Here is a 26999-nt window from a genome sequence, read left to right as displayed (position 1 = left end):
ATGAAAAACCTTCCTCTAAATCAGTACATTTCACACGCCAGTCAGCTGGTTTACGGCTGTATGGCTATTGGTGGAGAGTGGGACTTTAACCCATTAACCAAAGATCAAACCCAGCATGCGTTTGCGGCGGTCGATGCTGCGCTAGAAGCCGGTATTACCGTGTTCGATCATGCTGATATATACCGAATGGATAAAGCAGAACAAGCATTTGGTGAAGTGTTAAAAGCACGCCCTAACTTACGGGAAGAGATAGTGCTTCAGTCTAAATGTGGGATTCGTTTTGAAGATGAACACGGGCCCAAACGTTACGATTTTTCGAAAGACTGGATTGTCACTTCTGTTGAAAACACGCTTTCGCGATTAAATACGGAATATCTCGACCTGCTTTTGCTGCACCGCCCAGACCCATTGATGGAAGAAGAGGAGGTTGCCGCTGCATTTGATGCCTTGTTTGATAGCGGTAAGGTTAAGCACTTTGGCGTGTCGAATATGAGCGGCGTACAAATGCAGCATCTTAATCACTATATTAATCAGCCGCTTATTGCGAATCAGGTTGAGATGAGTCTTACTAACTTAGGCTTTGTGGATGAAGGTATTTATGTCGGTAACCCAGATGGGCAGCATGTGAACTTTACAGCGGGCACACTTCAATACGCAAAGCAAAACAACATTCAAATGCAGTCGTGGGGGCCAGCAAGCCAGGGTAAATATACCGGAGCACTCGCCACGCTAACTGCGCAAGAAGAAGCGACTAAAAAACTCGTTGCGACCTTAGCGCAAAAATATGGTGTATCGCCCGACGCAATCGTGTTGGCTTGGTTAATGCGCCACCCCAGCAACATTCAGCCAATTGTTGGTTCGGCAAACCCCAAGCGTATTAAAGCAAGTGCAGAAGCCGTTACAGTGACGCTTACTCGGGAAGACTGGTACGCATTGTACGTAAGTGCAAAAGGGATGGAGTTACCATGATGGGTTCTATTTCTTTAGCGCAAGCTCAATCAATGATTACAGATAGCATTCATTGGGCGCAAGAAAACAATCAACACATTGCCGTTGCTGTTGTAGACAGTGTGGGTGAACTTATCGCGTTCTCTCGTATGGATGAAACTAGCCCGCAAACCTGTCTACTAGCGCAGAACAAGGCTTATACGGCAGCCAGAGACAGGCAAAAAACCAGTCAGCTTGCTGCGTGGGCAAAAGAAACGAGCAAAACCATTAACTTTTGGACCGACCCTCGCATCACAGGTATGGCGGGTGGTGTACCTGTAAAAGATAAGGCAGGCAAAGTAGTGGGTGCAATAGGAATTAGCGGTATGGCCGAGTTTGATGACGAAGCGCTAGCTCAAAATATTATTGCTCAGTTTTAACCTACTAAGGAACAGGTTAATGATTCAAAAAACATCTAAAATGACAATGGCCTTTACCGCAATATTGCTTGCGTTAACTGCTTGCAGCCCATCTCTTAACAATAGAGACCCTAACAGCGGTGTGACGAACAGTGGCGAGAGCAACAATGCGGCACAGCCACAAAGTAGTTATCTAAAGCGCGACGTGCGCGAAGACGTCTTCTACTTCGTTATGCCAGACAGATTTAACAATGGCGATGTAAGTAACGACAGCGGGGCACCAAAAGGATCGATCTCTCACGGAGGTCTCGACACAACGTCTAAATGGGCGTTTCATGGTGGCGACATGGCGGGCATCGAACAAAAACTGGATTACCTGAAATCTATGGGGATCACCGCTATCTGGATGACACCTATTTTGCGTAATAAAGCGGTGCAGAAAGGCGGTTTTGCCCACCATGGATATTGGATAGTCGACTTCACCGAAATTGACCCTCACTTTGGCAGTAACGCCGATTTAAAGCGCTTGATTGACACTGCGCATAAAAAAGATATTAAAGTATTTTTCGATATCATTACTAACCATACGGCAGATGTGATTAAGTATGAAGAGTGCCACAACGCCGACGGTTCGTTTAAAAGTGGACTAGACCGGTGCACGTATCGCAGCTTGCAGGAAGTGAAAGAGCAAGGGACTTACCGTGCTTTTGTTCCAGAAAAAGAGCAGGGTGAGAAATTTCCAGAATGGCTAAACGATCCGCGCTTTTACCACAATCAAGGTGATACAACTTTTGAAGGTGAAAATAGTTTATATGGCGATTTTAATGGGTTAGATGATATCAATACTGAAGACCCTGAAGTGGTTAAAGGGATGATTGATATTTACACCAAGCTTATCAGTGAATTTAAACCAGACGGCTTTAGAATTGATACGGTAAGGCACGTTCAGCTGCCATTTTGGCAAGCATTCTCACCGGCAATTATGGCGCACGCTAAAGCTGAGGGAATTGAGAACTTTCATGTATTTGGTGAAGTGTATGACCCAAACCCTGAAGCGCTAAGTTCATTCACTACCGAGGGTAAACTTCCTGCCGTGCTTGATTTTGGATTTCAAAGTGCGGTGGGAGGCGTGTTCTTTGAAGACAAGCCAGTGTCGACCATTGAAACTCTGATAGCACAAGATCACCTTTACAATGACGAAGACAGCAACGTTAATCAACTGCTTACTTTTTTAGGCAATCACGATATGGGTCGCCCGGGCTTCTTCTTAAATAAGCATTTACCCAATGCGTCTAACGAAGAAAAGCTGCAGCGCAGTATGCTGGCACATGCCATGATGTTTTTCTCTCGCGGCGTACCCGTCGTTTACTATGGCGATGAGCAAGGCTTTACCGGTGATGGTAACGATGTGGATGCCAGAGAAGATATGATGCCATCTAAGGTAGCTAGCTATAACGACAATACGTTGTTAGGTACTGAGCAAACCACCAAAAATGACAACTTCAACCCTCAGCACCCGCTGTACAAATCAATTGCAGAGTACGCTGCCATTCGCAAGCAGCAGGCGTTACTTCAATATGGAGTGCAAGAAAATAAGTTCTTTGATGATAATAAGCAGGTGTTTGCCTTCGCCCGCGTAGCGAATGACACAATGCCAAACGGGGGCGTGGCGCAACAAAATGGCGAAGCACTTTTAGTTGTGTTTAACGTGTCAGCCGAGCAGCAAACGGTAACGGTTTCTCAGCAGTATGAAAGCTACTTAGTTGTTTCAGGAGCCGCTAAAATTTCCGCTTCTGACAACGGTGAAACACAGATTACTGTGCCAGCTTTTAGCTTTGGGTTGTTTTCATCAAAATAATATCCTGAGCACCAGACGTTTATTAAAGCGTGTGGTGCCTCTTTTTTTACCTGCTCCCTGTGAACATGCATCACAGACAAACCATTGTCATAAAACCACAAAATCTCTATAGTTGCTGTACGGTGCGTTGATCAACATCGACACTCCATAGCAGCAGCGCCATTGCGCCGAATGCGTTTCTCTATCTCCAATGCAACAAGCCTGGTTCACTTCTACATGAAAATATTGCATACGTCTGACTGGCATTTAGGTCAGAGTTTTTTTACGAAAAGTCGCAAAAATGAACATGCCGCTTTCCTTAAATGGCTTCTTCAACAAGTAGAAGTGCATCAAATAGATGCGATTATTGTCGCGGGCGATGTGTTCGACACGGGCACGCCGCCTAGCTACGCCAGAGAGCTCTACCATGCGTTTATCGGTGAACTTCAGGGGATGCAGTGTACATTGGTGGTGCTGGGGGGAAATCACGATTCAGTATCGGTATTGAACGAAAGTAAGGCGCTACTGAAATACTTGAATAGCCACGTAATTGCCAGTACATACGGCGAATTGAGTGAACAAGTCATTACGCTTAACGATCGCAAGGGACAGCCCAGTGCCGTACTGTGTGCCGTACCCTTTATTCGCCCACGTGATGTGCTTGTCAGTGAGGCAGGGCAAAGCGGCACTGACAAGCGTCAAGCGCTTGGCGATGCGATAAAGCAGCATTATGGGGCGCTTTATAATGAAGCCTTATCACTGCGCGCTTCAATTGAAGAAAAACAAGGAGAGGAGGGCAGTGAAAACAGCGCTGCCATTCCTATTATTGCTACAGGGCACTTAACCGCTTTAGGCGTGAGTCAGTCAGAAAGTGTACGTGATATTTACATTGGTACCCTTGAAGGCTTTGACGCCAAAGGGTTTCCGCCTGCCGATTACATTGCACTTGGGCATATTCACAGGCCACAGAAAGTCGCTAAAACAGAACACATTCGCTATTCAGGCTCGCCCATACCGCTAAGTTTTGATGAACTAAACACGCAAAAGCAAGTGGTGTTGGTAACGTTTGAATCTGAAAGCACAACGCCAACTATCTCAACGCTTCCGGTACCGCGCTTTCAGGCCATGGAAGTAATAAAAGGCGACTTAAAAGCTATAGAGGCGGCCATTAATAAAAGCGAGGCCATCGCGTTAGCTTCTCAAACACATGATGACAGCAATACGAACTCGGCCCCTGTGGCTAATCAGAAAGCCGATAGCGCAATGGATAACGCCATTAGACCTAAAGACCCCGTGTGGCTATGCATTGAAGTTGAAACAGAAGACTACCTGACTGATTTGCAGCAGCGTATTCAGGGTTTGTTAGAGGGGAAAAACGCTGAGATTTTACAGTTGAAACGCAAGCGTAAGCGCACGGTAAATAGCTTAACGGAAAAGCAAAACGTTCAGCTTAGTGAACTATCGGTAAACGATGTATTTGAAGCGCGTTTGGCATTGGAGAGCATAAAAGATAATCCAACAAGTGAGTCGGCACCAACTGAGTCGGCACAAGGAACCCTGCTAGATGACGACCAAAGCCCTCGAGCAATGAAACAAGCCGGTTCAGAAAAAAGCGCTTCACGCATAAACCGGATAAGGCAGCTGTTTAATGAAGCGCTAGAGCGGGTGCATACCAATGATGAAGATGCTGAAGTATCAGTAAAGGCACCATTGGCAAACACGACAGACAACAAAGGCGAGTAATACAATGAGAATATTGACCTTACGCCTTAAAAACTTAAACGCCCTAAAAGGGGAGTGGAAGATAGATTTCACCCAGTCGCCGTTTATCGACAATGGCCTATTTGCCATAACTGGCCCAACAGGGGCAGGTAAAACCACGCTACTTGATGCCATTTGTTTAGCGCTTTATCACCAAACCCCTCGCTTGGGGCCAATTTCAACGTCTAACAACGACATCATGACTCGCGGCACGGCGGAGTGTTTGGCGGAGGTTGAGTTTGATATTAAGGGGAAAGCATACCGTGCGTTTTGGAGTATGCGTCGGGCCAGAGGGAAAGTTGACGGTAACCTGCAAAGTGCTGATGTTGAGCTGGCCGAAGTTGAAAGCGGTAAGGTATTGGCTACCCAAGTTAGGCCGAAAAGCGAAGAGATTGAAAAGCTGACTGGCCTTAATTTTGCCCGTTTCACCAAGTCTATGATGTTGTCGCAAGGGGATTTTGCTGCGTTTTTAAATGCTAACGAGGCCGACCGAGCCGAACTGCTTGAAGAGTTAACTGGCACCGAAATTTACGGGCAGATATCACAGGCAGTACATCAGCAATTTAGTGACGCTAAACAAAAGAAAAAAGAGTTTGCGATAAAGCTGGAAGGCGTAACCTTGCTTAGCGACGAGCAAATCGCCCAGCTTGAAGAAGAGCAAGCACAAACCAAGAGCCAAGTTGCAACGTCTAACCAAACACTTGTTCAGTTACAAAAGCAACAGCAGTGGCAACAAGCGTTTAACGCCAATGAGCTAACCATAAAAGAAGCCAGTGAAGCGCAGCAGACCGCGAATAACGCCATCAATGAGGCGAGACAAGAACTTGATCTTTTAACCCAAAGTGAGCCAGCTGAAAAGCTTCGCCTGCCATTTTTGCAAAAAAACGGGCTTCAGCAAGACGTAACCCGTTATAAAGAAAGGCTTGAAGAGAAAGCTGCCCAGTTGCCAGACTTAAAAACGCAAAAGGCACAGCTCAGTTTGGAAGTGACCAACGCTGAACAAGCGCTAGCGCTTACAAAGCAACAATGCAGTGAGCTTGAAAAGCGCATAAATGAGCAGGTAGTTCCGCTAGATAACCAAATAGCGCAGCTCACTACTGAACAGCAAAAAGCAAACGAAAACGCGGCACGTTTAAGGCAGTCAATAAACGCGTTAACGCTAAAGCGCACAGAAATCGAAAACGCTTCGGCAGATAACAAGACCAAGCTTGGTGAACTGGAAACCTACTTACGTGAACATCAATCACTTAGCGGTATAGCGGAATTTATAAGTGGCTGGAGTGAAACGGCGCGCCATATTGAACATGATAAAAAGCAGTTAGAGAGACTGACACAAAGCGTAAAGAATGATCGTCAGGCGCTTTCATCCCTAGATGACGCTATTGCAAAAACAAATGAGTCGTTAAGCGCGTTAACGCAGACCTTCGATGACAAAAACGCACAAGTTGCAAAGTGCGAAAAGGCACTTCAGGCCGCGCTATCTGGCAAACCAAGTGATACTAATAGTGCTAATGCAGCCAGCAAAGCAAGCCTTCAGCAAGAGCGCGATACCAAGCTCCATCATTGGGATAACGTGTTACAGATAGGGCATATTCAGCAGCAATATTTGACACTAGAACAAGAGAAAGTATCGCTGGGTGCGCAAAAGGAAGACTTAGCGAAGAAACTAGCACAGCAGCAATCTGACCGCCAAGCCTTGGTTGATGCTTACAGGCAAATTCGTAGTAATTTAAAAGACATAGAGGCGCTTATTGCCCTGGATGCTGAAGTGGCGCACCTTCGCGCACAGTTAAAAAGTGGCGAGCCATGCCCTGTTTGTGGGGCAAACGAGCACACCACGTCTAGCGTGGTTATTGATGTACCTGAAACTATCCAAAAGCGAGATAGCTTAAAGCAGCAGTTAGATGATATTGAGCAGCAAGGGGCGCGGGCAAAAGAAAGTGTTACACAAACTGAATTCACTCTTGCTCAGGTTAATAAGCAGCTAGAACAGGCAAGCGGGCAACGAGATACGCTGCTAGAAAAGTGGCAGCAGATTTCAAGCGTACTTAGCGCTGATATACCGAGCTTTGAAAAGGTCGACATTAATACTTCGCAAAGCGTCGCTCAATTTACCCAGCAGTTTAAAACTCGTCTTGATGATATTAGTGCTCAATTAACCCGTTTAGATGAGTGCGAGCAAGCTCTAAATGTTGCACAACAGGCTAAAAATGAAGCGCAACAGTTGCTACAAGCCAAACAGTCAGAACTTGCAGTTTCTCTGCAGCAGCGCGAAACCTTGGAAAAGCAATTTAACGAACGTAGTGCAGAGTTAGAGAATAAAACAAAAAGGGTTAACGATGGTATTTTAGCGCTTAGCGAAACTATGACGTCGCACGGTGCTGACATTCACAACCTGTCTATTGATGGAATTACCACGTGGTTAAATGAAAAAGCCGAAGCGCTAAAAACTTATAAACACAATCATCAGCTACACGCCAAACTTAAAGATGAGTTGCAAGGGGTAAGTAGCACCTTGCTTGTGGTCAGTCGTGATATCGAGATCGCCGAAAATCAGCTTAAGGGCGTATGCGAAGAGCTTGTGCAGCTAGATAATAGCCTAAAGGCGCTGCGAGACTCGCGCACAACCGTATTCCCTGAAGGGAATATTGCTGAAACAAGGAATAAGGCAAACGCTGCCCAAGAAATGGCTGAGCGAAACGTGAGTGAATGTAAATCTCGTTTGCAACAAACGGACACTATTTTGTCTCGTTTAGAAGCCGAAATTGCCCAGCTTAATGAGCAAATGCGCGAAAAAGAGCAGGCACTTTCAGAGGCAGCAGAGCACTTTAGCCGTCAGTTGGCGAGCAGCCCATTTGCCGATGAGCACGCGTTTAGCAATGCCCTTTTAGACGAAGATACCCGCAACACCTTGCTTGAACTGCAAAAGCGATTAACTCAGCAAAAACAACAAGCGGACTTAAAGCTAGAAAACGCGCTAGCTACCCAACAATCGCTAAAAGCCCATGCTAACGCAGCATTGTGGCAGAGCGAGTTAGAAGAGCACGGTGCACAGTGGCTCGATACGAAAATTACCCAGCAAGCTCAGCAGCGTGACACGCTGTTATCTTCTTTAGGGCAAATTGAACAGCAGCTAAGCGCTAACAATCAAGCCCGCGAAAGGCAGCAACAGCTTGTGGATGAGATGGCTGCGTTTGAGGCCTATTACGACGATATTACTTACCTACACTCGTTAATTGGCTCGGCCAGCGGCGACAAATTCAGACGTTTTGCACAAGGGCTTACTCTGGACAACTTAGTGCAGCTTGCAAATCAGCAGCTTGATAAATTACACGGTCGCTATCAGTTAATTCGAAAAGAAAACGAAGGGTTGGGTTTAAGTGTATTAGACACCTGGCAAGGTGACGTGGTGCGAGACACCAAAACCCTGTCTGGCGGAGAAAGCTTCTTGGTGAGCCTTGCACTGGCATTAGCTTTATCTGACTTGGTCAGTCACAAGACCAGTATCGACTCGCTGTTTTTAGATGAAGGCTTTGGCACTCTTGATGCTGAAACTTTGGATGTGGCCCTTGATGCACTAGACAACTTAAATGCCAGCGGAAAAATGATTGGTGTGATAAGCCATATTGAAGCCATGAAAGAGCGTATTCCTACTCAGCTTAAAGTGATTAAACGTAACGGTGTGGGGTTAAGTGCACTAGAAAAACCTTATGCGGTGGGGTGAACTCACCGCTTTAGGAATTAGTAGTTAAAATGTTTGCTTACAAGTATGTGCTTGGTAAATGCTCGCAAGATCATGGTTTTATGATACTTTATCGTTATTAAAAGTAGATATGGACATCATATTTAGTGAAACGATTTGCGATATTCCCTCTTTTTGCCTCTTTCTGTTCGTTTGGTAGTACCTTTCAGTGTGAAAGTGAGTTTGCATGGCTAAAAAGCACGTTTGAAAACAACGATGCAGGTTTTCAATATACCGTAGAGAATAAAGGGCTGGACCTTTATTCCGCCCACAATAGTGCGATTTTGGCACGAGTACAAAGCGCGAAAAGCGAAGCGCAATGCCACACAATGCTTAGCGACTGGCTTACATTTTTTCGCAAGGGGCACATTGGTCTTGCGCTAAATACGAATGGCTCAGAGGAAGCGGTACGCGAATCGGTAGTGCATGATTTCGATTTATCGGCATTTAAACAACATTTGAAAAGCCAACGTGACGAAACTCTTGAGGGGATTTGGCAATTCTCAAGCTATACGGTTGCCTTAAAAAAAGAGGGCAATGTCCATAAAGCTTATATCGTTAAAAGTACCAACCCTTCATGGAAGGCGGGACAAGTAAAGTTCATCGTTAACGACCCTGCTGACAACAATACTGCAAAAGTGACGTTTTTTATGGGTGATCACTCCGCCCGACAAATAGATACCATTACGTACTTGGGTAACAATGAAGTGGTGTTGGGCAATAGCTTTATCGTTATGTCGCGAGAGGAACCGCGACAAGAATCGTCGCCTGAAATAACACGCTATGTTCGCCTACTAAGTACAAAGGCTCCGCTATTCGAGAAAGTTTCAGAGAACACTGTGTTAGTTCGCATACCGGCTTTCGATCATGCCTTCAAAAAAGACATCGACGCGGTTATCGCTAGGCACCTAGACACGATTTTAAAAACTGAAAACCTCATTATCGACATCCGAGGAAACGGTGGTGGTAGTGACGTAAGCTATGCGTCTTTACTCCCTATTTTATACACCAACCCTATTCGCACTGTAGGCATGGAATACTTATCTACGGAGCTTAACAACTCTAGAATGCTTGGCTTTTTGCAAAACCCTCATTTTAGTGAAGAAGAAAAGCAATGGGCAAAAGACGGGTACGACATTCTTCAGCAACACATCGGCAGCTACATCAACATTGATGACGATATAACGGTGGAGACATTCGATAAAATCGAGCCTCTGCCAAAAAGTATTGGCGTACTTGTTGATTCAAGTAATGGCAGCACCGCTGAGCAGTTCTTACTGGCGGCTAAACAAAGCAAAAAAGTAAAGTTGTTTGGGCAAACCACCGCAGGTGTACTCGACATCTCAAACATGTATCAAACTGATTCGCCGAGCGGTACTTTTACCCTGCATTACAGTTTAACCAAAAGTTTGCGTATTCCCCACATGGCCATTGATGGGGTAGGCATTCAGCCAGACTATTATATTGATGGAGAACTTCCTCTTTACCAGTGGACGTCTTATACGCAAAAGGTACTTGAAGGCATGTAATGGAAATGAACTCGAGAAGAGCAAGAACTCTCGTTACCTCGTAGTACTATTTCCATTAAATACCCAGTACTTGCACAGCGTATAGTTACAAGCTGCGCCAGCAATGATGCCAATTGATAAGGAGAGCAATGGCATGATTCCAGTTTGCCCAAGCTTCACATTCGCAATGGAGAAGCAGATAAAATTAGGCAGTGCAGAAACTGTGGCGACCGTCATAAATCGAAACCATTGTTGCAAAACAGGAGCGTCATCTCTCTGAAAAGTAATGTGTCGATTGCCAAGCCAAGTAGCCGTTGCCGCGCACAAAAAAGCAATTATGCGTGCTTGAATTAGGCTTAAATGTGATGTGTATACAAATATAGAAAATGTAGCAGCATCAACAGAAAAACCTAATACTCCCACGCCGATAAATCGAAAGACCTCTTTCTTCATAGTTTAGTTTGGCATTCATAAAGTGAGCGCCCGCTATGTGCTTTAAAAATTAATTTGCAGTCAAAGAATGGTGAGTCGGTAATTTTGGGTAGCGATTCTTGGGTAACGATGAACTGTGCGCTTCTCAGCTCAGGAAGAGTCGCTTTCATATCAATTTCTTTAGCTTGCCCGTGGCTGTAAAACTGTCCTGAAAAAGGACGTTTTCCGATATAGTAGATGGGGAGACTAGGGTTACTATGCGCTAGTAGCGCTTTATCGCTGCGTTTTTCACCCAAGTGTACGTGTATATAAATACTGGTAACAATAAGTAAAAGCGGCGCAATACTAGCAGCAACTGGGAACCATAAATTTTGCCAAATGCGGTTCGCGAGAATCAATGAAAAAATAAGCCCGAGCGGGGGAATAGCTGGTAGCACATAGGCGGGCAGAATATTGCCTGCAAATGAAAAAAATACTAAAGGTGATGCCATCCAACAAGCTAAAAAACTAAATAGCTTTTTATTGTTAGAAATAATCTTTTTAACGTCACCAATTCGCGTGAAAATCACAAGCGGAAGAATGATTGACCAAGGTGCCGCCGCATAAACCCAAAAAAGCCAAATGGTACCTCTCGTTTCTGTGTGAGCAGTACCATATAAGTCGCCTTCCCATCCGGAAACGACAAAACGCTTAAAATGTTCCCCTACAAAAAAATAGTCGAGAAAACCCGGAGTAGCTTGCTCAGCAAGAACATACCACGGCAGTGCAATGGCCGTCATTAGTACCAGCCCACGAATGATAGGAATGCGACGCCAAAAAGTTACAATGCCCGTACCAAGTCCATAGTTAATTACTAGCCAAGGGAAAATTGCTAACCCAACTAGTAATATAACAATTGGACCTTTTGCTAGGAGTCCTACGCCGAGTCCCGAAAATCCGACAAATGCCCAGCGTAATGTTGGAACGTCCTGATCATAACTTTCCCAGCATAGGTAAAAGCCCCACATTGCAATGGTAATACCTAGGGTCAATGCCATATCCGTCATTACCGCTCCGGCAGCAATCAAAAACATGCCCGATGACGCCACTACTATTGCTGCGACAACCCCACTGATACCCAGGCGTTTAGCGAAGCTGAACAAAATAAGAATAACAAATACACCTGCTAACCAATGAGGGAATCTGAGTGCAAACTCATTAATGCCAAACAGTGTCACCCCTGCAGCACTCATCCAAGTAAAGAGCGGAGGCTTGCCCCAAAACGGTACACCGTAGTCGAACTGTGGCGTTATCCAGTTGCCTGTTTCGAACATCAGCCTCGCCATTTCGCCATACCTTGCTTCGGTAGTATCCATAAGCGGGTAACTACTAAGTGATAGCAAACGAATTGATAGCACTGCAGTGAGCGTCCAAAATAGCGTTTTCCTACTTAGTGTCATGCGCGTTTCTCGCTAAGGGTTTGTTTATGAACAGCGCCTTTCTCAGAGTAAGACTGAATGAGGTAGAGTGGTCTTTGTTTCGTTTCGATGAAAATTCTTCCTATATACTCGCCTAGCAAACCTATTGTGATAAGTTGAATTCCGCCAAGAGCAAGTTGCACAACCATAAGTGATGGGTAGCCAGAGACCGGTTCACCAAATAGAAGAGTTTTAGACACTACAAAAAGTCCATATAGAAAGGCGCTGCTAGCGATAATTAAGCCAAGCACAGTTGCAGCTCTGAGTGGACGAATACTAAATGATGTAATGCCGTCAATCGCCAGACCCACTAGTTTGAAATAATTCCATTTAGACTCACCACAAAAACGTGGATCGCGAGTGAATGGAAGTGTTGCTTGCTTGAACCCTGGCCAAGAAAAAATTCCCTTCATATATCTGTTTCGCTCCGGCAACGCATTGATATGGTCGACGACTTCCCGGGCAATCAGCCTGAAATCTCCAACATTTTCAGGTATATCGGTTTGGGACATTATGTTTAGTAAACTGTAGAAGACTGCTGCAGACTTCTTTTTAAGCCAACTTTCTCCAAGTCGTTCAGAGCGCTGCATATTTACCACATCGAAACCCTCTCGCCACTTGGTTAACATAGCAGGAATGAGCTCCGGAGGATCTTGTAGGTCAGCATCAATTGCGATAACGGCAAGCCCCGAACTATGAGCGAGCCCCGCGCTTAAAGCGCTCTCTTTTCCGAAATTTCTGCTTAACGCAATGCTCTTTATTAAGGAGGTATGAGAAGAGAAGCTTTCAACTAACGATTGGCTGTTATCCGTGCTTCCATCGTTGACATAAACAATTTCGCTAGTATCTGAAAGGGTATCCAATACTCGTGTCAACCGAGCATGAAACTCACAAAGCACACTTTCTTCATTAAAGTACGGAACGACTACACTCAATGTAGTAGGCGGGCTAATGCGACTTTGAACAGATGAGATTTTTCCCATAACACTTACCAAACCTCTAAAAATTTAAAACTACAGAAGCAAACTGCTGTCAGAGTTGAGGAGCTTAACAAGCTAGATGTGAAAAGATTGTTGTTCACATTTTTTTCACGCCAGTAAGCGGAAAATAAGAACGAGAAGAAGAGAGCTGAATGCAGAAAATTTTGTTGATAGAAGATAGTCGAGAAGTCGCAGGGATTTTATTTGAGTATTACGAAAGTAAAGGCGTTGAGCTAGATTATGCTGATAATGGCGAATTAGGCTTTGAGCTTGCAAAAGCTGAGAGTTTCGATTTGATTTTACTCGATTTAATGCTGCCGCGAATGGACGGGTTGACGCTATGCAATAAGCTTAGGGATGAAGGTATTACAACGCCCATACTGATGTTAACGGCGCTCGATAACAGGGAAGATATGTTAAATGGCTTTAAGCATGGTGCAGATGATTACTTAACAAAACCATTTGATTTTGACCTCCTTGACGCTCGTGCCAGTGCATTGATTAAACGCTACAAGGGACAAGTAGCAACATCAATTTTGCAGTTTGGCACGCTTAAAATCATACAAAAATCTCGCAAAGCATATCGGGATGACAAGTTATTGGTGCTCAACCCTACCACCTACACTATTTTAGAATTACTGTGTCAAAAGGCACCAGAGATAGTGTCTCGTCAAGAAATAGCTGAGAAGCTATGGCAAGAACATGAACCGCAAAATGATGTGTTGCGCAGCCACATCTATCAGCTACGTAACCAGCTTGACAAGCCGTTTCACTCACCAATGCTAATTACCGTTCCTAAAATAGGTTTCAGGCTGGAGGAAGTGTAAATTGTTCGGCATATTTTCAAACGCACGCACACTTACTGGTAAGTTGGCATTGTTTTTTACAGTGATGTCATGCGTCATCGGTGTTTTAACGTTTTTACTTTTTTATTATGCCCTTCAATGGTCAGAAGACAGAGTTGGTGAGCGACGCATTCTTATTGATCGCGACAGTGCCGTTGAGAGATTTACAAATGGAGAGCATGGCGTCATAAAGCTCGATACTCTGACGACGGCCTACAACGACGAAGCGCAAGTGCCAGAGCCATTCAAGTCTTTTTTAAAAAATAAAAATACTTATCTAGGCGAAGTGGACACATTAGATTCACCTTCAGGCCACATGGTATTTAAGGGCGTTTACACCCAAAATGGTCAGCAAAAGGATATTGTTGTTTTAAGTTTTGTGGATAAAGTTGAGTTCAGTCGTGAAGAGATGGCGTTTGTTGCTATCGTTGTTATCATTTTTATCGCACTGCTCATGTTTGTGTTCGGTGCTTTCCTGTTTAAAGTTTCCAAAAAACTGATTGAGCCAGTCAATGAGCTTGCTCATCAACTCAACGACTCTTCAGGTGATGCGACGCGTGCGTTTAAGATTGGCAAAGGCGCAGTGGGTGAGTTTCAATTACTAACTACCAGGCTCAATCAATATCGCAAAGAGTTACGCCTTGTTTTAAAGAGAGAGCAAGCGTTTGCCCGCTATGCTAGCCACGAACTTCGTACGCCTTTAACCATTGTTAAGGGCGCTAATAACCTATTGTCACGGAGTGAATTAACAGAGGGGCAAGAACGACAAGTAGCTCGCATTAATGATGCGGTATCAGAAATGATAAAAATGGTTGATGCGTTGCTTTCCATTGTAAGGTACGAGCGGAACTCGGGCGATATTGAGGTGCGAGATGTAGACAAAAGCGAAATAATCAGAATTGTCGAAGCTAATAATCTTCATGCCGTGGATAAGCAAATTCGAATCAATGTGGATTTCAGAAGCAGTCCCAAAATCAAAGCTTCGCAGGCAATATTAAGCATGGTTGTGGGAAATATACTGAGAAACGCATGTGCTGCATCCCAGAAAGGGGAAGTTGACATTTTAGTTAACGACAATGCAATAGAAGTAATCGATGATGGAGCGGGCCTGTCCAGTGAAAGCAGCAAAAGTGGCCATGGGCTAGGGTTACTGATTGTTGACGATTTATGTCGGCGCTATGGATGGCAATTTTCACTACAGCCCCATGAATCGAGAGGTTGCCGCGCAATCATAACCTTTACCTAACTTCCTTACAGCCACCCTAATACGTAAACCCTTATAAACGGCAAGCATACGGTTATTTGCGAGTAACTAAGACCAAACAGGTTCATTTGTGTAACGTTATCCTTTATGGTGCGTCGTCAAAATAATAATGGACCAACATTTATGGATTCAACGTCACGCCCCAGCCTGTTTCAGCGCTACATGAATGGCAGTTTGGTACTGCAAATTATCATTGGTATCGTATGCGGTATTGCGATAGCGAGTTTTTCACCTTCAGCTGCTCAATCAGCAGGGCTATTGGGTAACTTATTTGTAAAAGCCCTAAAAGCAATTGCTCCTTTATTGGTTTTTGTTTTGGTCATGGCGTCCATCGCCAACCATAAGCAAAACGAGCAAACCTTTATCAAACCCGTGCTTGTGCTTTATTTGATGGGCACACTACTGGCCGCGCTCACCGCCGTGTTGGCAAGCTTTGCTTTTCCTACAAGCTTAAGCTTAGTGACTTCAGAGGTTAGCCAAGCTGCGCCGAAAGGTGTGTCGGAAGTCCTTACTACTTTGCTTTATAACATGGTAGATAATCCGGTAAATGCATTAGTAAATGGAAATTACATTGGTATTCTCACGTGGGCTGTAGGCCTAGGTTTAGGTCTACGTCATGCTAGCGAGGCAACGAAAGCGCTACTTCAAAATATGGCAGATAGCGTAACAACCGTGGTGGGTTTTGTTATTAAACTCGCGCCCTTCGGTATTTTCGGCTTGGTAGCTAATACCATTGCTACAACGGGCTTTGAAGCATTGCTTGGTTACTCTCATTTACTAACGGTACTGATTGGCGCGATGCTATTTATCGCACTTGTGACCAACCCCTTGTTAGTATTTCTGGCAACCAAAAAGAATCCCTATCCTTTGGTGTTCAAATGCCTGAAAGAAAGCGGTATTACGGCGTTTTTCACCCGTAGTTCGGCGGCGAATATTCCGGTAAACATGGCGCTGTGTAAACGCTTAAAGCTTGATGAAGACACCTATTCGGTATCTATTCCGTTAGGCGCCACGATTAATATGGCTGGGGCTGCAATCACAATAACCGTGTTGACGCTAGCTGCGGTTAATACCTTGGGAATTTCTGTAGATTTCCCTACTGCTGTATTGTTAAGCGTTATCGCTGCGGTATCAGCATGTGGAAGTTCAGGTGTTGCAGGTGGTTCGCTACTGCTTATTCCGCTTGCCTGTAGCCTGTTTAATATACCCAATGAAGTGGCTATGCAGGTGGTTGCAGTGGGCTTTATTGTTGGCGTACTGCAAGACTCTGCTGAAACAGCATTAAATAGCTCCACCGATGTCTTGTTTACCGCCGCTGCGTGTGAAAGGGCAGGCGGCCAGTAAACATAAAAGTGTCAAACGTTAAAGCGTTAACTCGTTAAGTGTGCGAGCTTATTGCATCTACTGCTTCAAAAATTAGCCGTGCAGCCAGCTTTGCTGTGCGGCTATCAATATCATAATTGGGGTTCATTTCCGCAATGTCACACAGTCTCCATTGATACCCATAAGTATTTTGGTGCTGTGCTAAAAAGTGCAGTGTGTTGATAACAAGTGTGGGGGAAATCCCCAACGCACTGGGCGCGCTAACCCCAGGTGCTTGTGCTGCTGGAAATGCATCTAAACATACAGTGACGTAAAGCTCATCGATGTCTTTTAGCATCGGAGATAGTAGCTCATCTATTCGCTGCATACACAGTGATTCATCATTTAACGCCACATCGGTTAAATAGCGCGTGTTGGACGTATTGGCAAAGTTAAACAGCGCTGGTGTATTGGCTGCTTTCGATACGCCCAAACAAGCGTAATGAAACGGTGTATCGTGTAGCTGGCAGTGATCATACACTTGCCTGAACGGCGTACCTGAACTGGTGTTTGGTGAAGGCTTTCTTAAATCAAAATGGGCGTCGAAATTAATAATTCCAATGCGGGCGCTTTCGGGCTTAGCATTGAAAACCCCTTGATAGCTACCCCATGCAATTTCATGTCCCCCTCCCAGACCGATGACCAAACCATCATTTTGCTTGAGCGCATAGCAAATGGCGTCAGCATATTGGGTTTGTGCCTGGGCTAAGTTCTCTTTAGCGGTAACATTCCCTAAATCAGCCAATGCTGCGCTTGGCCAGTGCCAGGGTAAGTTTGCCAGTGCCTGGCGAATAGCGTTTGGACCAGCCGCTGCACCTACGCGGCCTTTGTTAAATGCCACACCTAAATCACTTTCAAAACCAACAAGGGTAACGGCGTTGGCTAATGAATTATCTTTGCCGACTTCAAGTTCGTTAACTTTTTGATGCCAACGTAGGCCCTCAATGCCGTCTTCACTGTCTATTCTGCCTTGCCACTTAAACATGTTTACCTTCCTTAAACACCGCAACGGGGCGGTGGCCATTAATACAATAAGCGAGCTCTGCCGGCGTTTCGATATCCCACAGTGTTAAGTCAGCAAGCTTACCTGATTCAATAACACCTCGGTCGTGCAGCCCAAGTGCGCTAGCCGCGTGTGCAGTGGCGCCTCGTAGCGCTTCTTCTGGCGTAAGTTGAAACAGCACACACCCCATATTTATCGCTGTAAGGATTGAGGCTAACGGCGAACTACCTGGATTAAAGTCAGTGGCTAAGGCCATGGGCACATTGTGCGCCCTTAGGGCGTCTACCGGCGGCTTTTGAACTTCACTTAGGTAATAAAAAGCGCCTGGTAAAAGCACGGCAACGGTGCCACTTTGGGCAAGTAAGGGAATATCGCTGTCAGCTAAATATTCAATGTGATCTACCGATAGTGCGCCGTACTTAGCTGCTAGCACTGCGCCTTTACTGTCGCTAAGCTGCTCTACATGAGCTTTAATGGGTAAACCGTGCTGCTGTGCGCAGCTAAACACCCGTTCTGTTTGTGAAGTTGAAAAACCGATAGTTTCACAAAATACATCAACGGCGTCAGCCAAGTTTTGCGAAGCAATGTGAGGAAGTGCCTCGTTGCAAATGAAATCGATATATCCTTCTGAGTCGTCAGCAAATTCATTGGGCAGGGCGTGAGCGCCTAAATAGGTAGTTTTAATACTCACAGGAAGATGCTGCTCAAGGGATTTAGCCACGCGTAACATGCGCACTTCAGTGTCTAAATCCAGCCCGTAACCTGATTTGACTTCAATGGTGGTAACACCTTCTTCGCACAGTCGCTTTGCGCGTTTTATCGCAGTGTGAAGCAGGGTGTTTTCGTCAGAGCGTCGAGTTTTTTCAACCGTCCCTTTAATACCACCGCCGCGCTGCGCAATGTCTACATAACTTGCGCCTTGCAATCGCATTTCGAATTCTTCGGCGCGATTGCCGCCATACACTAGATGCGTATGACAATCGATGAAGCCAGGCAATAGCCACGGGTGTTTGGGCGTTGAACCTTCATTTTGGGGAATTAGGGTAGTGGCATCTATTACGCTTTTGGCCTGCTCAAACACGTTGTCTAATGAGTCATCGCAAGGAAGTAACGCAGCAATTTTGCCGTCTTTTATGGCAATGGCGTGTGGCGGTAATTCGCCATAGGGCAACTTGTTGTCTTGCATAGACGCAATGCGAACATTGTAAATAAGCGTGTCGTACTGATAACCCATATCGTGCTCCACTCTAAGCCACCTCTTGTCTGGTTTTCTCGTCTAACTGGTTGTCTTGTTCTTTGTCTGGCTTTGACCAGAATCTTTACTGAAACGCAGTGTAAATTTTGAGTTCAGTGTACTTGTGCATACTTGTATATACAAGTATGCTGTTAGCATATTATTAACAATTTAGTTGTGAATGGCCACGATATGCAACCTCGGTACAGAGTAATTAAGACAGCAATTTTGGATGCCATCGAAAGTGGTGAGATGAAGCCGGGTAGCCAAGTGCCTTCAGAAAACCAACTTGCCCAGCAGCATGGTGTAAGCCGGATGACTGCGCGAAGAGCGTTAAGTGAAATGGTGGACGAGGGCATTTTAATGCGCAGCCAGGGGATAGGCACGTTTGTGTCAGATAGTCGCCCTATGAGCTCAATGCTTGAGATCAAAAGCATTCGCGATGAAATAGAGCAGCGGGGGCATAGATACACTAACGAGATATTAGTGTTGGAAACCTCGCCAGCCAGTGATGCTATTGCTCAACGACTGGGTATCGATGTGGGAGAGCCAGTATTTCATAGCATTATCGTACACTGCGAGAACAATCTACCTGTGCAGTATGAAGACAGGTGGGTTAACCCAGCGTGGATTAACGACTATTTAGATAAAGATTTTAAAGCTCAAACTGCAAACTTTTATTTGAATCAGGTCGCGCCCCTTTCACAAGCCGATCACAGCGTAGAAGCTGTGGTTGTTGAAAAAGATATTGCACAAGCACTATTGATTAAGCCTAAAGAGCCGTGCCTGAAAATTACGCGACGAACCTTCTCTCGAGTGCCCAGCACAATAGCCAGCGATGAGAGCAATATTGGCCAGTCGTCAACGGCGAATGCTCAGATAAAGAACGGTTTAAAGGCGACGTCAGATTCATCCTTAAATAATAGATCCAAAGCGAGTTCAAGCGCAGTGGTTAGCCACGCGGTGCTGTATCACCCAGGTAGTCGATACCGCTTGGGAGGACACTTGGAGTTCTAAGTGTCGTTGCGCCAAAGGCGCTAGCAACTCATTGCTTTCTAAAAAGATGACACTTCCTAATAAAAAACAAATCGGCAAACGTAAGAATATGCCTAGGAGAAGTTTATGAAACGCCTCGACCCTACAAGAGAAGTACGTGCCCCAAGAGGCAGTACGCTAAATGCGAAGAGCTGGCAAACGGAAGCGCCGCTTCGCATGTTAATGAATAACCTGGATCCAGACGTTGCGGAGCATCCGCAAAATCTGGTGGTTTACGGCGGTATTGGGCGTGCGGCCCGTGACTGGGCGTCTTACGACAAAATTGTAGAAGTACTCAAGCGTTTAAATACTGATGAGACGTTGCTGGTTCAATCAGGCAAACCTGTTGGGGTATTTCCCACTCACGAAAACGCACCTCGTGTGTTAATTGCTAATTCTAACCTTGTACCGCATTGGGCAAACTGGGAGCACTTTAACGCTCTGGATAAAGAAGGTTTGATGATGTACGGGCAAATGACCGCAGGGTCATGGATATACATAGGCTCGCAAGGCATTGTCCAAGGGACTTATGAAACGTTTGTGAGCGTGGCCAAAACGCATTTTGAAGGAAGCGCTGAAGGACGCTGGATTTTGACTGGTGGCTTGGGCGGTATGGGCGGAGCACAGCCTTTAGCTGCAACCATGGCTGGCTTTTCAATGGTAGCTGTAGAGGTAGATGAAACTCGCATAGATTTCAGAATTCGCACAGGCTATTTGGACAAAAAAGCGCATTCGTTAGAAGAAGCCATGCAACTACTTGGGGAAGCCAAGCAAGAAGGTAAACCAGTATCAATTGGCTTGCTCGGCAATGCTGCTGAAGTATTTCCCGATATGCTGGCAAAAGGGATTATCCCTGACGTAGTAACCGATCAAACCAGTGCGCACGATCCGTTGAATGGCTATCTACCAGTGGGGTGGACGCTAGATCAAGCTGAGGCGCAGCGTAAAAAAGACGAAGCGGGTGTTGTGAAAAGTGCAAAACAGTCGATGGCGCTGCAAGTTAAAGCAATGCTTGGTTTCCAACAAGCTGGCGCTGCTACTCTTGATTATGGCAACAACATTAGACAAATGGCGCTAGAAGAGGGTATTGAGCATGCGTTCGATTTCCCAGGTTTCGTTCCTGCTTATATTCGACCGCTTTTTTGTCAGGGCATAGGGCCTTTCAGATGGGCTGCGCTGTCAGGCGATCCTGAAGATATCTATAAAACGGACGCTAAAGTTAAAGAGCTTATACCCGACAACCCCCATCTACATAACTGGCTAGATATGGCTAAAGAACGTATTCAGTTCCAAGGCCTGCCCGCGCGTATTTGCTGGGTGGGGCTGGGTGAAAGACAAAAGCTGGGGCTTGCCTTTAATGAAATGGTTCGCAGTGGCGAGTTAAGCGCGCCAGTTGTGATTGGACGGGATCATCTCGACTCTGGTTCGGTAGCTTCACCCAATAGAGAAACAGAGGCTATGCTCGATGGTTCAGATGCCGTATCAGATTGGCCGCTGCTGAATGCCCTATTAAATACAGCGGGTGGTGCAACTTGGGTAAGCCTTCATCATGGTGGCGGTGTAGGAATGGGTTTTAGCCAACACTCGGGTGTAGTGATTGTTTGTGACGGTACGGACGAAGCGGCTGAGCGTATTGCTCGGGTTCTTCATAACGACCCTGCCACGGGCGTAATGCGTCATGCAGATGCAGGCTACGACATTGCAAAAGACTGTGCTGCCAAGCACAACTTGGATCTTCCCATGGTCAATAGCGCGGCTAATAATCAAAGCCCCGATGGAACAAGCACACATTCAAGCTCGAACAAGGGCTTAGGCGGGGAGAAATAGTCATGTTGCAATCATCTTTCACTGAAAGCAGTGGTGTTAAGCAGCTTAACCTTGTGCCAGGCACGTTAACGTTAGATCAATTGCGTGAAGTGCATAGAAGCCACGTTCATTTATCGTTAGATGAAAGCGCAGTACCCGCTATAAACGCCGCCGAGCAAGTAGTGCTTAATGTCATTAAAGAGAACCGTACGGTCTATGGTATCAATACTGGCTTTGGTTTGTTGGCTAATACCCGTATTAACGTTGATGAGTTAGAGTTATTGCAGCGCAGTATTGTGTTATCGCACGCGGCCGGTACGGGCGACTTTATGCAGGAAGATACTGTGCGCCTGCTCATGTTGTTAAAAATCAACTCCTTGGCCCGAGGTTATTCTGGCATTCGTCTAAGCGTAATAGAAGCGCTCATTACCTTGTTTAATGCACAAGTTTACCCCGCCATTCCCGAAAAAGGTTCGGTAGGCGCCAGCGGCGACTTAGCTCCTTTAGCACACATGAGCGTGGTGCTGTTAGGGGAAGGGGAAGCGTTTTATAAAGGAGAGAGAATTAGTGCGGCCCAAGCCCTTGAAATAGCCGGTATGCAGCCCATTGCGCTGGCACCCAAAGAAGGCTTAGCGCTGTTAAACGGCACGCAAGCATCAACTGCTTTTGCACTTCAGGGGTTGTTTTATACTGAAAATGCGCTTCATAGTGCTATAGGTATTGGTGCGCTTACTGTTGAAGCCGCGTTAGGTTCCCGCGTGCCGTTCGACGCGCGGATCCACGAAGTGCGTGGCCATAAAAGCCAGAGCGATGTGGCGACTGCGTTTAGAACATTGCTAGACACCTCAGAGATTGGTCATTCACACCAACGGTGTGAAAAAGTACAAGACCCGTACTCTCTGCGTTGCCAGCCACAGGTGATGGGAGCGTGTTTACAGCAAATGCGCTATGCCCAAGAGATTTTGGTGGTGGAAGCTAACGGGGTAAGCGACAACCCGTTGGTTTTTGTTGAAAATAATGATGACGCTGATACGCCAACTGGCGATATTCTATCTGGCGGAAACTTTCATGCGGAAACCGTGGCAATGGCGGCAGATATGCTGGCTATTGCACTATCTGAAATTGGCGCACTGTCGGAGCGCAGAATGTCGCTAATGATTGATACGCATTTAAGTGGTTTGCCACCGTTCCTAGTTGAAAATGGAGGGGTAAACTCGGGCTTCATGATTGCGCAGGTTACCTGTGCGGCGCTTGCTAGTGAAAACAAAACCCTGGCGCACCCCGCATCTATCGATTCGTTGCCTACGTCTGCGAACCAAGAAGACCACGTGTCTATGGCTACCTTCGCCGCGAGGCGTTTACGAGATATTTTCGATAACGTGGCAGGTATATTGGCCATTGAGTGGTTAGCGGCCTGCCAAGGGTTAGATTTTAGGAAGCCGTTTAAAACCAGCGAAAAGCTCCAAGTGTTGATGCAGCTACTAAGAGACCAAGTGCCGTTTTACGACAAAGACCGTTATTTTGCGCCAGACATTGAAAAGGCAAAGCAACTTATTAAGCAGCACGACCTTATGGATAAGACACAGTTAAACCTGTTAGGCTAAAATGATCACAGGCTCGGTATTTCGAGTAAACAATTACAGATCATAAATAGAGTAGAGGTGGGAATGATATGAAAACAAATGGACGTTGGTTAAGTTCATACGAGGCTCGTACTTCTATGAAAGGCACTTTTAAGAGCGGCTCTTTTGTGAAAAGCACTGTGTTGGGTTTGCTCGCCGCGTCGGTGTTTACGTTGGCAGGCTGTAGCGACAGCGAGGTGGGCGATGTGTCTCTTGGTCTTTTTACCACAAAAGACATTAAAATTGATGCGCTTCAAGACCCCATCGTGACAGGTGTAACCTGCCATATTTCAAGTATTGAAGCGAACCTTGATTTGTCGGACCCATCAGACAGTTCAATCGCGTGCAGACAAACCGGCCCTATTACGGCTGAGATGTTAAACGCCATTGATAAGTCAGATTCAGGTGAAGTAATTTTTAAAAAATCTAAGAGCGTGTTTTTCAAAAACATGAAGCTTCGAAGAATTTACGATGCCGACTCAAAAACGCTGATTTACTTGTCTTACAGCACCAAAGAGACATCTGGCAGCTATAAACATAGTTTGTCTACGGTACCACTGTGGGAAACGCTAGCGTTTAAAAAGCCCGCGTAGCGACACGCATCAACTCAATATTAAAAAGCCCTCTTACATGAGGGCTTTTTGATGCTAGCACCTTGTATTTAATCTATCCACGCGGTTGTAGAGTAGGCTATTAGCAATAGTCTAGAAAAAACGTGTATAAACCAGCATGGCGTTAAGCGCGGTATCATCGTCTGTCAGCGGGCTATCGCTGATGCTATCGTCAAAGAAGGTGGCGCCAACTTCCAAACGGGTCATGCCGCCCAGAAACTGTCGGGTCGTGATGGCAACGCGTACTTCCGTATTGAGCGCGCTATCGCCGTTATATGCACTTCGAAATGCTGTGGCTTCTTCAGGGCGCACGCCGTAGTAATAGTCGACGTAATTGCTGTCTTGGTAGTTTACGCCTATAGACGGCTCGATCATGACGTTATTTATTCTAAACCTTTTCCCGATACGGGCGGACGCTTGGTAGCCATCAAACTTACCAAGAATATCGGCATTGGTTGACAATGAATAAACCCAGCTACCCGGGTTGTAGTTAAGCCCAACTCCGGCCGCGTAGCTAAAATCTCTGTCGTCCATACCTGTAAATACGGCACTGTCATCTTTTTCATAACCTGCAAATATCGGGACAAGCTGAGCGTCAAGAGTAAAGCCACTTTCGCGAAAAAGTTCATAGCCAATAAATGGTCCGTAAACGCGTAACTTTTCACCGGTGTAGCCGATAATAGGATAGGAACAACGCGATTATCAAAGTCGGTATATACATCTTGCGATGCTGCGACGCCAAAACCCCACATCCAACCCTGAGGCTGTTGAGCGCCAGCTTGTTGTGCAAAAGCAGGAGTAGAACTAACACCTACACAAGCCAGAGCTATTGCGCCAATAACGGTTTTTAAATTCATAGGTAAATTTCCTTTTTAATCAAGACACTGCTCTGCTGTGTTCTTCGATCATATTCGCTTGTGCCTATTGAGCTAAGCTGTACATTTTTGCAGCGGCTTCTGAGTGGGCAATTAACTATGCGGATTGGTATAAGGGCCTTCGGGTAACGTGAAAGGCTGCGTTACTGGCAAGAAAGCAAGTTATTCTGTGAAATCGGTGTGGTAAAGTGCATACAACAAGTTGTATTGAATAGTTTAGAGAAGCAGGTAACCCGTGAGTTACAAATATGTAGTGGGTATTGACGGTGGTGGCACCCGGTGCCGTGCATTGTTGCAAGATATTGATGGCAATACATTAGGTGAAGGGGCGGCAGGCCCTGCAAATATAATGACCAACCCCGAACAAGCAATGGGGTCGGTAATAGACGCAACGTTAGACGCAATAGAAAGTACTGCGTTGCCGATTACATGCGAAGAAGTGTTGCTAGCTGCTGGATTGGCAGGGGCGAATATTCCGCAAGCAAAGCAGTCTTTTTTGGCGTTAGACAACCCATTTGCCGATACCGTGGTAATAAGTGATTTACACGCCGCTTGTTTGGGCGCGCACGAAAATCAGTCTGGAGCCCTTATTATTTGCGGTACTGGTTCAGCGGCAACCCGTTACGACAAGGGTGTATTTACTGACAAAGGTGGTTACGGCCTGCAAGTTGGCGATGATGCAAGTGGTGCGTGGTTGGGCTTATCAGCTATAAAGCATGTACTGCTTTCTTATGACGGCGTAGAGCCCGTTAGTGAACTAAAGAACCGAATTTGTGAGCACCTTAATTTAGCGTCACCTCAGCAATTAGTGACCTTGGTGGCAAATTACAACGCTGCAGATTTTGGTGATATTGCCCCAGTGGTTATACAGGCTTATCGAGACCAGTGTGCCGCCGCGACCTCTCTTATTCGAAAGGGAGCAAATTACCTCAATCAGTTGGGTGAAGCATTGATTAATCAGGCTTCTACATTGCCGCTATGTTTAGTTGGTGGCCTTGCTGATGTTTACACGCCTTTACTTTCGCCTTCTATCTCTTCTAATTTAACAGCGCCGCTAAAAAGTGCTGAATATGGCGCTATCAGCTTTGCCAAAAGAGTAAAAAGCGAATGAAAGAATCGATTACTGTCGAGCTGGTTTTAACACCAAAAGGTTGGCTTGAAAACCAGACAATCACAGCTGATAGCGGCAAGATAGTCAGTATTAGCGATGCGACCTCAGCAGAGCTCAGTAGTATTTACAACGGAAAGCTCATTCCCGGTTATTTCGACACGCAAGTGAACGGCGGTGGTGGTGTGCTTTTTAACCATAGCCCTTCTGCCGCTATAGTAGAAACCATGGCGCTGGCTCATCTTCGTTTCGGCACAACGTCCATGTTGCCAACTATCATTACCGATAATACTTCAAAAATGGCTCAGGCGGCGGATGCCATTGCGGAAGTAATGGCGGGCGGCCCAGAGTGCATTAAAGCGTTAATAAAAGGGATTCACTTTGAGGGGCCTTTTTTGAGTAAAGCAAAAAAGGGCGTGCACGAAGCACAATTTATAAGAACGCCTTCTGACGCAGAGCTTGCAACCTTATGTCGCAAAGATATTGGTAAAGTCTTGCTTACTGTCGCACCAGAAACGGTGAGTACTAGCTTCATAAAAGAAATGGTTGCTGAAGGAGTAGTGGTTGCAATTGGGCACACCAATGCCAGCTATGAGCAAGTTCAGGCGGCTATCGACGCGGGAGCTACAGGCTTTACGCATTTGTACAACGCCATGTCTGCATTAACCTCCCGGGAGCCAGGAGCCGTTGGCGCAGCGTTGCTTAATGACAGAGTATATTGTGGTTTTATTATCGATCATCACCACTTACACCGAAAAAGTGCTGAGTTGGCATTAAACGTGAAAACTGCCAACCGCGCCATGTTGGTTACCGATGCCATGGCGCATGTGGGCAGTGATATTGAGCGTCTTCACTTTTTTAATACCGAGATCGTTAGGCATGGCGATAAACTTACTACGCCAGATGGCAAAACACTGGCTGGCTCGTGCTTAGATATGCATAGTGCAGTTTTGAATACGCACAATGATTGCGGTGTAACGTTAGAAGATGCGAGCAAAATGGCGAGTGCCACGCCGGCTCAATTTATGGGGCTAGAGAGTGACATAGGCAGCATTACCGAAGGTCAGCGCGCAGACTTTTTACTGCTAAATTCCGCCAATGCACTGACCCACGTTTTCAGTAATATGAGAATGGTCTTTTAGGTAGAAATTTAGTATTAACTTAAATGGCT

The 26999-nt window shown here is 45.8% G+C and carries 21 protein-coding genes; 15 read left to right on the top strand and 6 right to left on the bottom strand.

Features of this window, described 5'->3' with window-relative positions; translation table 11 throughout:
- From BZA03_RS07565 to BZA03_RS07540, 6 genes are all read left to right on the top strand, one after another.
- Nucleotides 1–969 carry an aldo/keto reductase family oxidoreductase gene (locus BZA03_RS07565; RefSeq protein ID WP_110288433.1) on the top strand — a complete coding sequence of 323 codons (969 nt, stop codon included), beginning with the start codon at nucleotides 1–3 and terminating at the stop codon, nucleotides 967–969.
- Nucleotides 966–1367: a heme-binding protein gene (locus tag BZA03_RS07560; RefSeq protein ID WP_230598743.1), complete on the top strand. Its 402-nt coding sequence runs from the start codon at nucleotides 966–968 to the stop codon at nucleotides 1365–1367. The genes BZA03_RS07565 and BZA03_RS07560 overlap by 4 nt, the downstream gene beginning before the upstream one ends.
- A 19-nt stretch (nucleotides 1368–1386) precedes the next feature.
- Entirely contained in the window at nucleotides 1387–3204 is a 1818-nt protein-coding gene (locus BZA03_RS07555; RefSeq protein ID WP_110288432.1) for an alpha-amylase family glycosyl hydrolase, read from the top strand.
- Between the two features lie 216 nt (nucleotides 3205–3420).
- A complete protein-coding gene (gene sbcD, locus BZA03_RS07550; protein WP_101566546.1) occupies nucleotides 3421–4926 on the top strand; it encodes an exonuclease subunit SbcD in 1506 nt (501 codons plus the stop codon).
- Nucleotides 4927–4930: 4 nt separating this feature from the next.
- Nucleotides 4931–8668 (top strand): AAA family ATPase, encoded by a 3738-nt coding sequence (locus tag BZA03_RS07545; protein WP_110288431.1) that lies wholly within the window; start codon nucleotides 4931–4933, stop codon nucleotides 8666–8668.
- Between the two features lie 125 nt (nucleotides 8669–8793).
- The gene (locus BZA03_RS07540) at nucleotides 8794–10215 is read left to right on the top strand and encodes a S41 family peptidase (RefSeq protein WP_110288430.1); all 1422 of its coding nucleotides are present in this window, start codon (nucleotides 8794–8796) and stop codon (nucleotides 10213–10215) included.
- 33 nt (nucleotides 10216–10248) lie between these two features.
- On the opposite strand, the gene BZA03_RS07535 is transcribed toward BZA03_RS07540, so the two are convergent.
- The 3 genes from BZA03_RS07535 to BZA03_RS07525 are packed head-to-tail and all read right to left on the bottom strand — an operon-like array spanning nucleotide 10249 to nucleotide 13066.
- A complete protein-coding gene (locus BZA03_RS07535) occupies nucleotides 10249–10647 on the bottom strand; it encodes a GtrA family protein (protein ID WP_110288429.1) in 399 nt (132 codons plus the stop codon).
- On the bottom strand, nucleotides 10644–12065 hold the full coding sequence (locus BZA03_RS07530; protein WP_110288428.1) for a glycosyltransferase family 39 protein: 1422 nt from the start codon (nucleotides 12063–12065) through the stop codon (nucleotides 10644–10646). The genes BZA03_RS07535 and BZA03_RS07530 overlap by 4 nt, the downstream gene beginning before the upstream one ends.
- Nucleotides 12062–13066, bottom strand: a complete 1005-nt coding sequence (locus tag BZA03_RS07525; protein ID WP_110288427.1) for a glycosyltransferase family 2 protein — start codon at nucleotides 13064–13066, stop codon at nucleotides 12062–12064. The genes BZA03_RS07530 and BZA03_RS07525 overlap by 4 nt, the downstream gene beginning before the upstream one ends.
- 149 nt (nucleotides 13067–13215) lie before the next feature.
- Here BZA03_RS07525 and BZA03_RS07520 point away from each other — a divergent pair, with 149 nt between their 5' ends.
- The 3 genes from BZA03_RS07520 to sstT all read left to right on the top strand — a co-directional run bounded on the left by BZA03_RS07520 (nucleotide 13216) and on the right by sstT (nucleotide 16516).
- Entirely contained in the window at nucleotides 13216–13890 is a 675-nt protein-coding gene (locus tag BZA03_RS07520) for a response regulator transcription factor (protein WP_110288426.1), read from the top strand.
- A gap of 1 nt (nucleotide 13891) precedes the next feature.
- Nucleotides 13892–15154 carry a HAMP domain-containing sensor histidine kinase gene (locus BZA03_RS07515; RefSeq protein WP_039224632.1) on the top strand — a complete coding sequence of 421 codons (1263 nt, stop codon included), beginning with the start codon at nucleotides 13892–13894 and terminating at the stop codon, nucleotides 15152–15154.
- Between the two features lie 141 nt (nucleotides 15155–15295).
- Nucleotides 15296–16516, top strand: coding sequence for a serine/threonine transporter SstT (gene sstT, locus BZA03_RS07510; RefSeq protein ID WP_101563563.1), 1221 nt, complete (start codon nucleotides 15296–15298; stop codon nucleotides 16514–16516).
- 34 nt (nucleotides 16517–16550) lie between these two features.
- Here sstT and hutG read toward each other — a convergent pair whose 3' ends face one another.
- Nucleotides 16551–17519: a formimidoylglutamase gene (gene hutG / locus BZA03_RS07505; RefSeq protein WP_110288425.1), complete on the bottom strand. Its 969-nt coding sequence runs from the start codon at nucleotides 17517–17519 to the stop codon at nucleotides 16551–16553.
- Nucleotides 17512–18771, bottom strand: a complete 1260-nt coding sequence (hutI, locus tag BZA03_RS07500; protein WP_181417285.1) for an imidazolonepropionase — start codon at nucleotides 18769–18771, stop codon at nucleotides 17512–17514. The genes hutG and hutI overlap by 8 nt, the downstream gene beginning before the upstream one ends.
- 192 nt (nucleotides 18772–18963) lie before the next feature.
- On the opposite strand from hutI, the gene BZA03_RS07495 reads away from it, so the two are divergent.
- From BZA03_RS07495 to BZA03_RS07480, 4 genes are all read left to right on the top strand, one after another.
- Complete coding sequence (locus tag BZA03_RS07495; protein WP_110288561.1) at nucleotides 18964–19788, top strand: UTRA domain-containing protein; 825 nt, start codon at nucleotides 18964–18966, stop codon at nucleotides 19786–19788.
- A 105-nt stretch (nucleotides 19789–19893) separates the two neighbouring features.
- Nucleotides 19894–21633 carry a urocanate hydratase gene (gene hutU / locus BZA03_RS07490; protein WP_110288423.1) on the top strand — a complete coding sequence of 580 codons (1740 nt, stop codon included), beginning with the start codon at nucleotides 19894–19896 and terminating at the stop codon, nucleotides 21631–21633.
- A gap of 2 nt (nucleotides 21634–21635) precedes the next feature.
- Nucleotides 21636–23216, top strand: a complete 1581-nt coding sequence (gene hutH, locus BZA03_RS07485) for a histidine ammonia-lyase (protein WP_110288422.1) — start codon at nucleotides 21636–21638, stop codon at nucleotides 23214–23216.
- A 68-nt stretch (nucleotides 23217–23284) separates the two neighbouring features.
- Nucleotides 23285–23827 (top strand): CreA family protein, encoded by a 543-nt coding sequence (locus BZA03_RS07480; RefSeq protein ID WP_014948438.1) that lies wholly within the window; start codon nucleotides 23285–23287, stop codon nucleotides 23825–23827.
- Nucleotides 23828–23938: 111 nt separating this feature from the next.
- On the opposite strand, the gene BZA03_RS07475 is transcribed toward BZA03_RS07480, so the two are convergent.
- Nucleotides 23939–24481, bottom strand: coding sequence for a MipA/OmpV family protein (locus tag BZA03_RS07475; RefSeq protein WP_258364615.1), 543 nt, complete (start codon nucleotides 24479–24481; stop codon nucleotides 23939–23941).
- A 474-nt stretch (nucleotides 24482–24955) separates the two neighbouring features.
- Between BZA03_RS07475 and BZA03_RS07470 the strand changes: the two genes are divergently transcribed.
- Together BZA03_RS07470 and nagA are read left to right on the top strand one after the other, a co-directional pair.
- Nucleotides 24956–25831 carry a BadF/BadG/BcrA/BcrD ATPase family protein gene (locus BZA03_RS07470; protein ID WP_110288421.1) on the top strand — a complete coding sequence of 292 codons (876 nt, stop codon included), beginning with the start codon at nucleotides 24956–24958 and terminating at the stop codon, nucleotides 25829–25831.
- Nucleotides 25828–26970: an N-acetylglucosamine-6-phosphate deacetylase gene (gene nagA, locus BZA03_RS07465; protein WP_110288420.1), complete on the top strand. Its 1143-nt coding sequence runs from the start codon at nucleotides 25828–25830 to the stop codon at nucleotides 26968–26970. The genes BZA03_RS07470 and nagA overlap by 4 nt, the downstream gene beginning before the upstream one ends.
- Nucleotides 26971–26999: the final 29 nt, after the last annotated feature.

The sequence above is a fragment of the Alteromonas sp. I10 genome (assembly GCF_003201515.1).
In the GTDB taxonomy this organism is placed as follows: Bacteria; Pseudomonadota; Gammaproteobacteria; order Enterobacterales; family Alteromonadaceae; genus Alteromonas; species Alteromonas macleodii.
The sequence above is the reverse complement of the archived record's forward strand: the minus strand, read 5'-3'. Positions and strand labels throughout refer to the sequence as shown.

What these genes read in the sequence shown, in the direction of transcription:
- hutI (WP_181417285.1), bottom strand. Translation starts at nt 18,771, where the DNA reads ATGGGTTATCAGTACGACACGCTTATTTACAATGTTCGCATTGCGTCT.
- BZA03_RS07545 (WP_110288431.1), top strand. Translation starts at nt 4,931, where the DNA reads ATGAGAATATTGACCTTACGCCTTAAAAACTTAAACGCCCTAAAAGGG.
- BZA03_RS07565 (WP_110288433.1), top strand. Translation starts at nt 1, where the DNA reads ATGAAAAACCTTCCTCTAAATCAGTACATTTCACACGCCAGTCAGCTG.
- BZA03_RS07480 (WP_014948438.1), top strand. Translation starts at nt 23,285, where the DNA reads ATGAAAACAAATGGACGTTGGTTAAGTTCATACGAGGCTCGTACTTCT.
- BZA03_RS07525 (WP_110288427.1), bottom strand. Translation starts at nt 13,066, where the DNA reads ATGGGAAAAATCTCATCTGTTCAAAGTCGCATTAGCCCGCCTACTACA.
- BZA03_RS07535 (WP_110288429.1), bottom strand. Translation starts at nt 10,647, where the DNA reads ATGAAGAAAGAGGTCTTTCGATTTATCGGCGTGGGAGTATTAGGTTTT.
- hutU (WP_110288423.1), top strand. Translation starts at nt 19,894, where the DNA reads ATGAAACGCCTCGACCCTACAAGAGAAGTACGTGCCCCAAGAGGCAGT.
- BZA03_RS07560 (WP_230598743.1), top strand. Translation starts at nt 966, where the DNA reads ATGATGGGTTCTATTTCTTTAGCGCAAGCTCAATCAATGATTACAGAT.
- sstT (WP_101563563.1), top strand. Translation starts at nt 15,296, where the DNA reads ATGGATTCAACGTCACGCCCCAGCCTGTTTCAGCGCTACATGAATGGC.
- BZA03_RS07530 (WP_110288428.1), bottom strand. Translation starts at nt 12,065, where the DNA reads ATGACACTAAGTAGGAAAACGCTATTTTGGACGCTCACTGCAGTGCTA.
- sbcD (WP_101566546.1), top strand. Translation starts at nt 3,421, where the DNA reads ATGAAAATATTGCATACGTCTGACTGGCATTTAGGTCAGAGTTTTTTT.
- nagA (WP_110288420.1), top strand. Translation starts at nt 25,828, where the DNA reads ATGAAAGAATCGATTACTGTCGAGCTGGTTTTAACACCAAAAGGTTGG.
- BZA03_RS07520 (WP_110288426.1), top strand. Translation starts at nt 13,216, where the DNA reads ATGCAGAAAATTTTGTTGATAGAAGATAGTCGAGAAGTCGCAGGGATT.
- hutH (WP_110288422.1), top strand. Translation starts at nt 21,636, where the DNA reads ATGTTGCAATCATCTTTCACTGAAAGCAGTGGTGTTAAGCAGCTTAAC.
- BZA03_RS07495 (WP_110288561.1), top strand. Translation starts at nt 18,964, where the DNA reads ATGCAACCTCGGTACAGAGTAATTAAGACAGCAATTTTGGATGCCATC.
- BZA03_RS07555 (WP_110288432.1), top strand. Translation starts at nt 1,387, where the DNA reads ATGATTCAAAAAACATCTAAAATGACAATGGCCTTTACCGCAATATTG.
- hutG (WP_110288425.1), bottom strand. Translation starts at nt 17,519, where the DNA reads ATGTTTAAGTGGCAAGGCAGAATAGACAGTGAAGACGGCATTGAGGGC.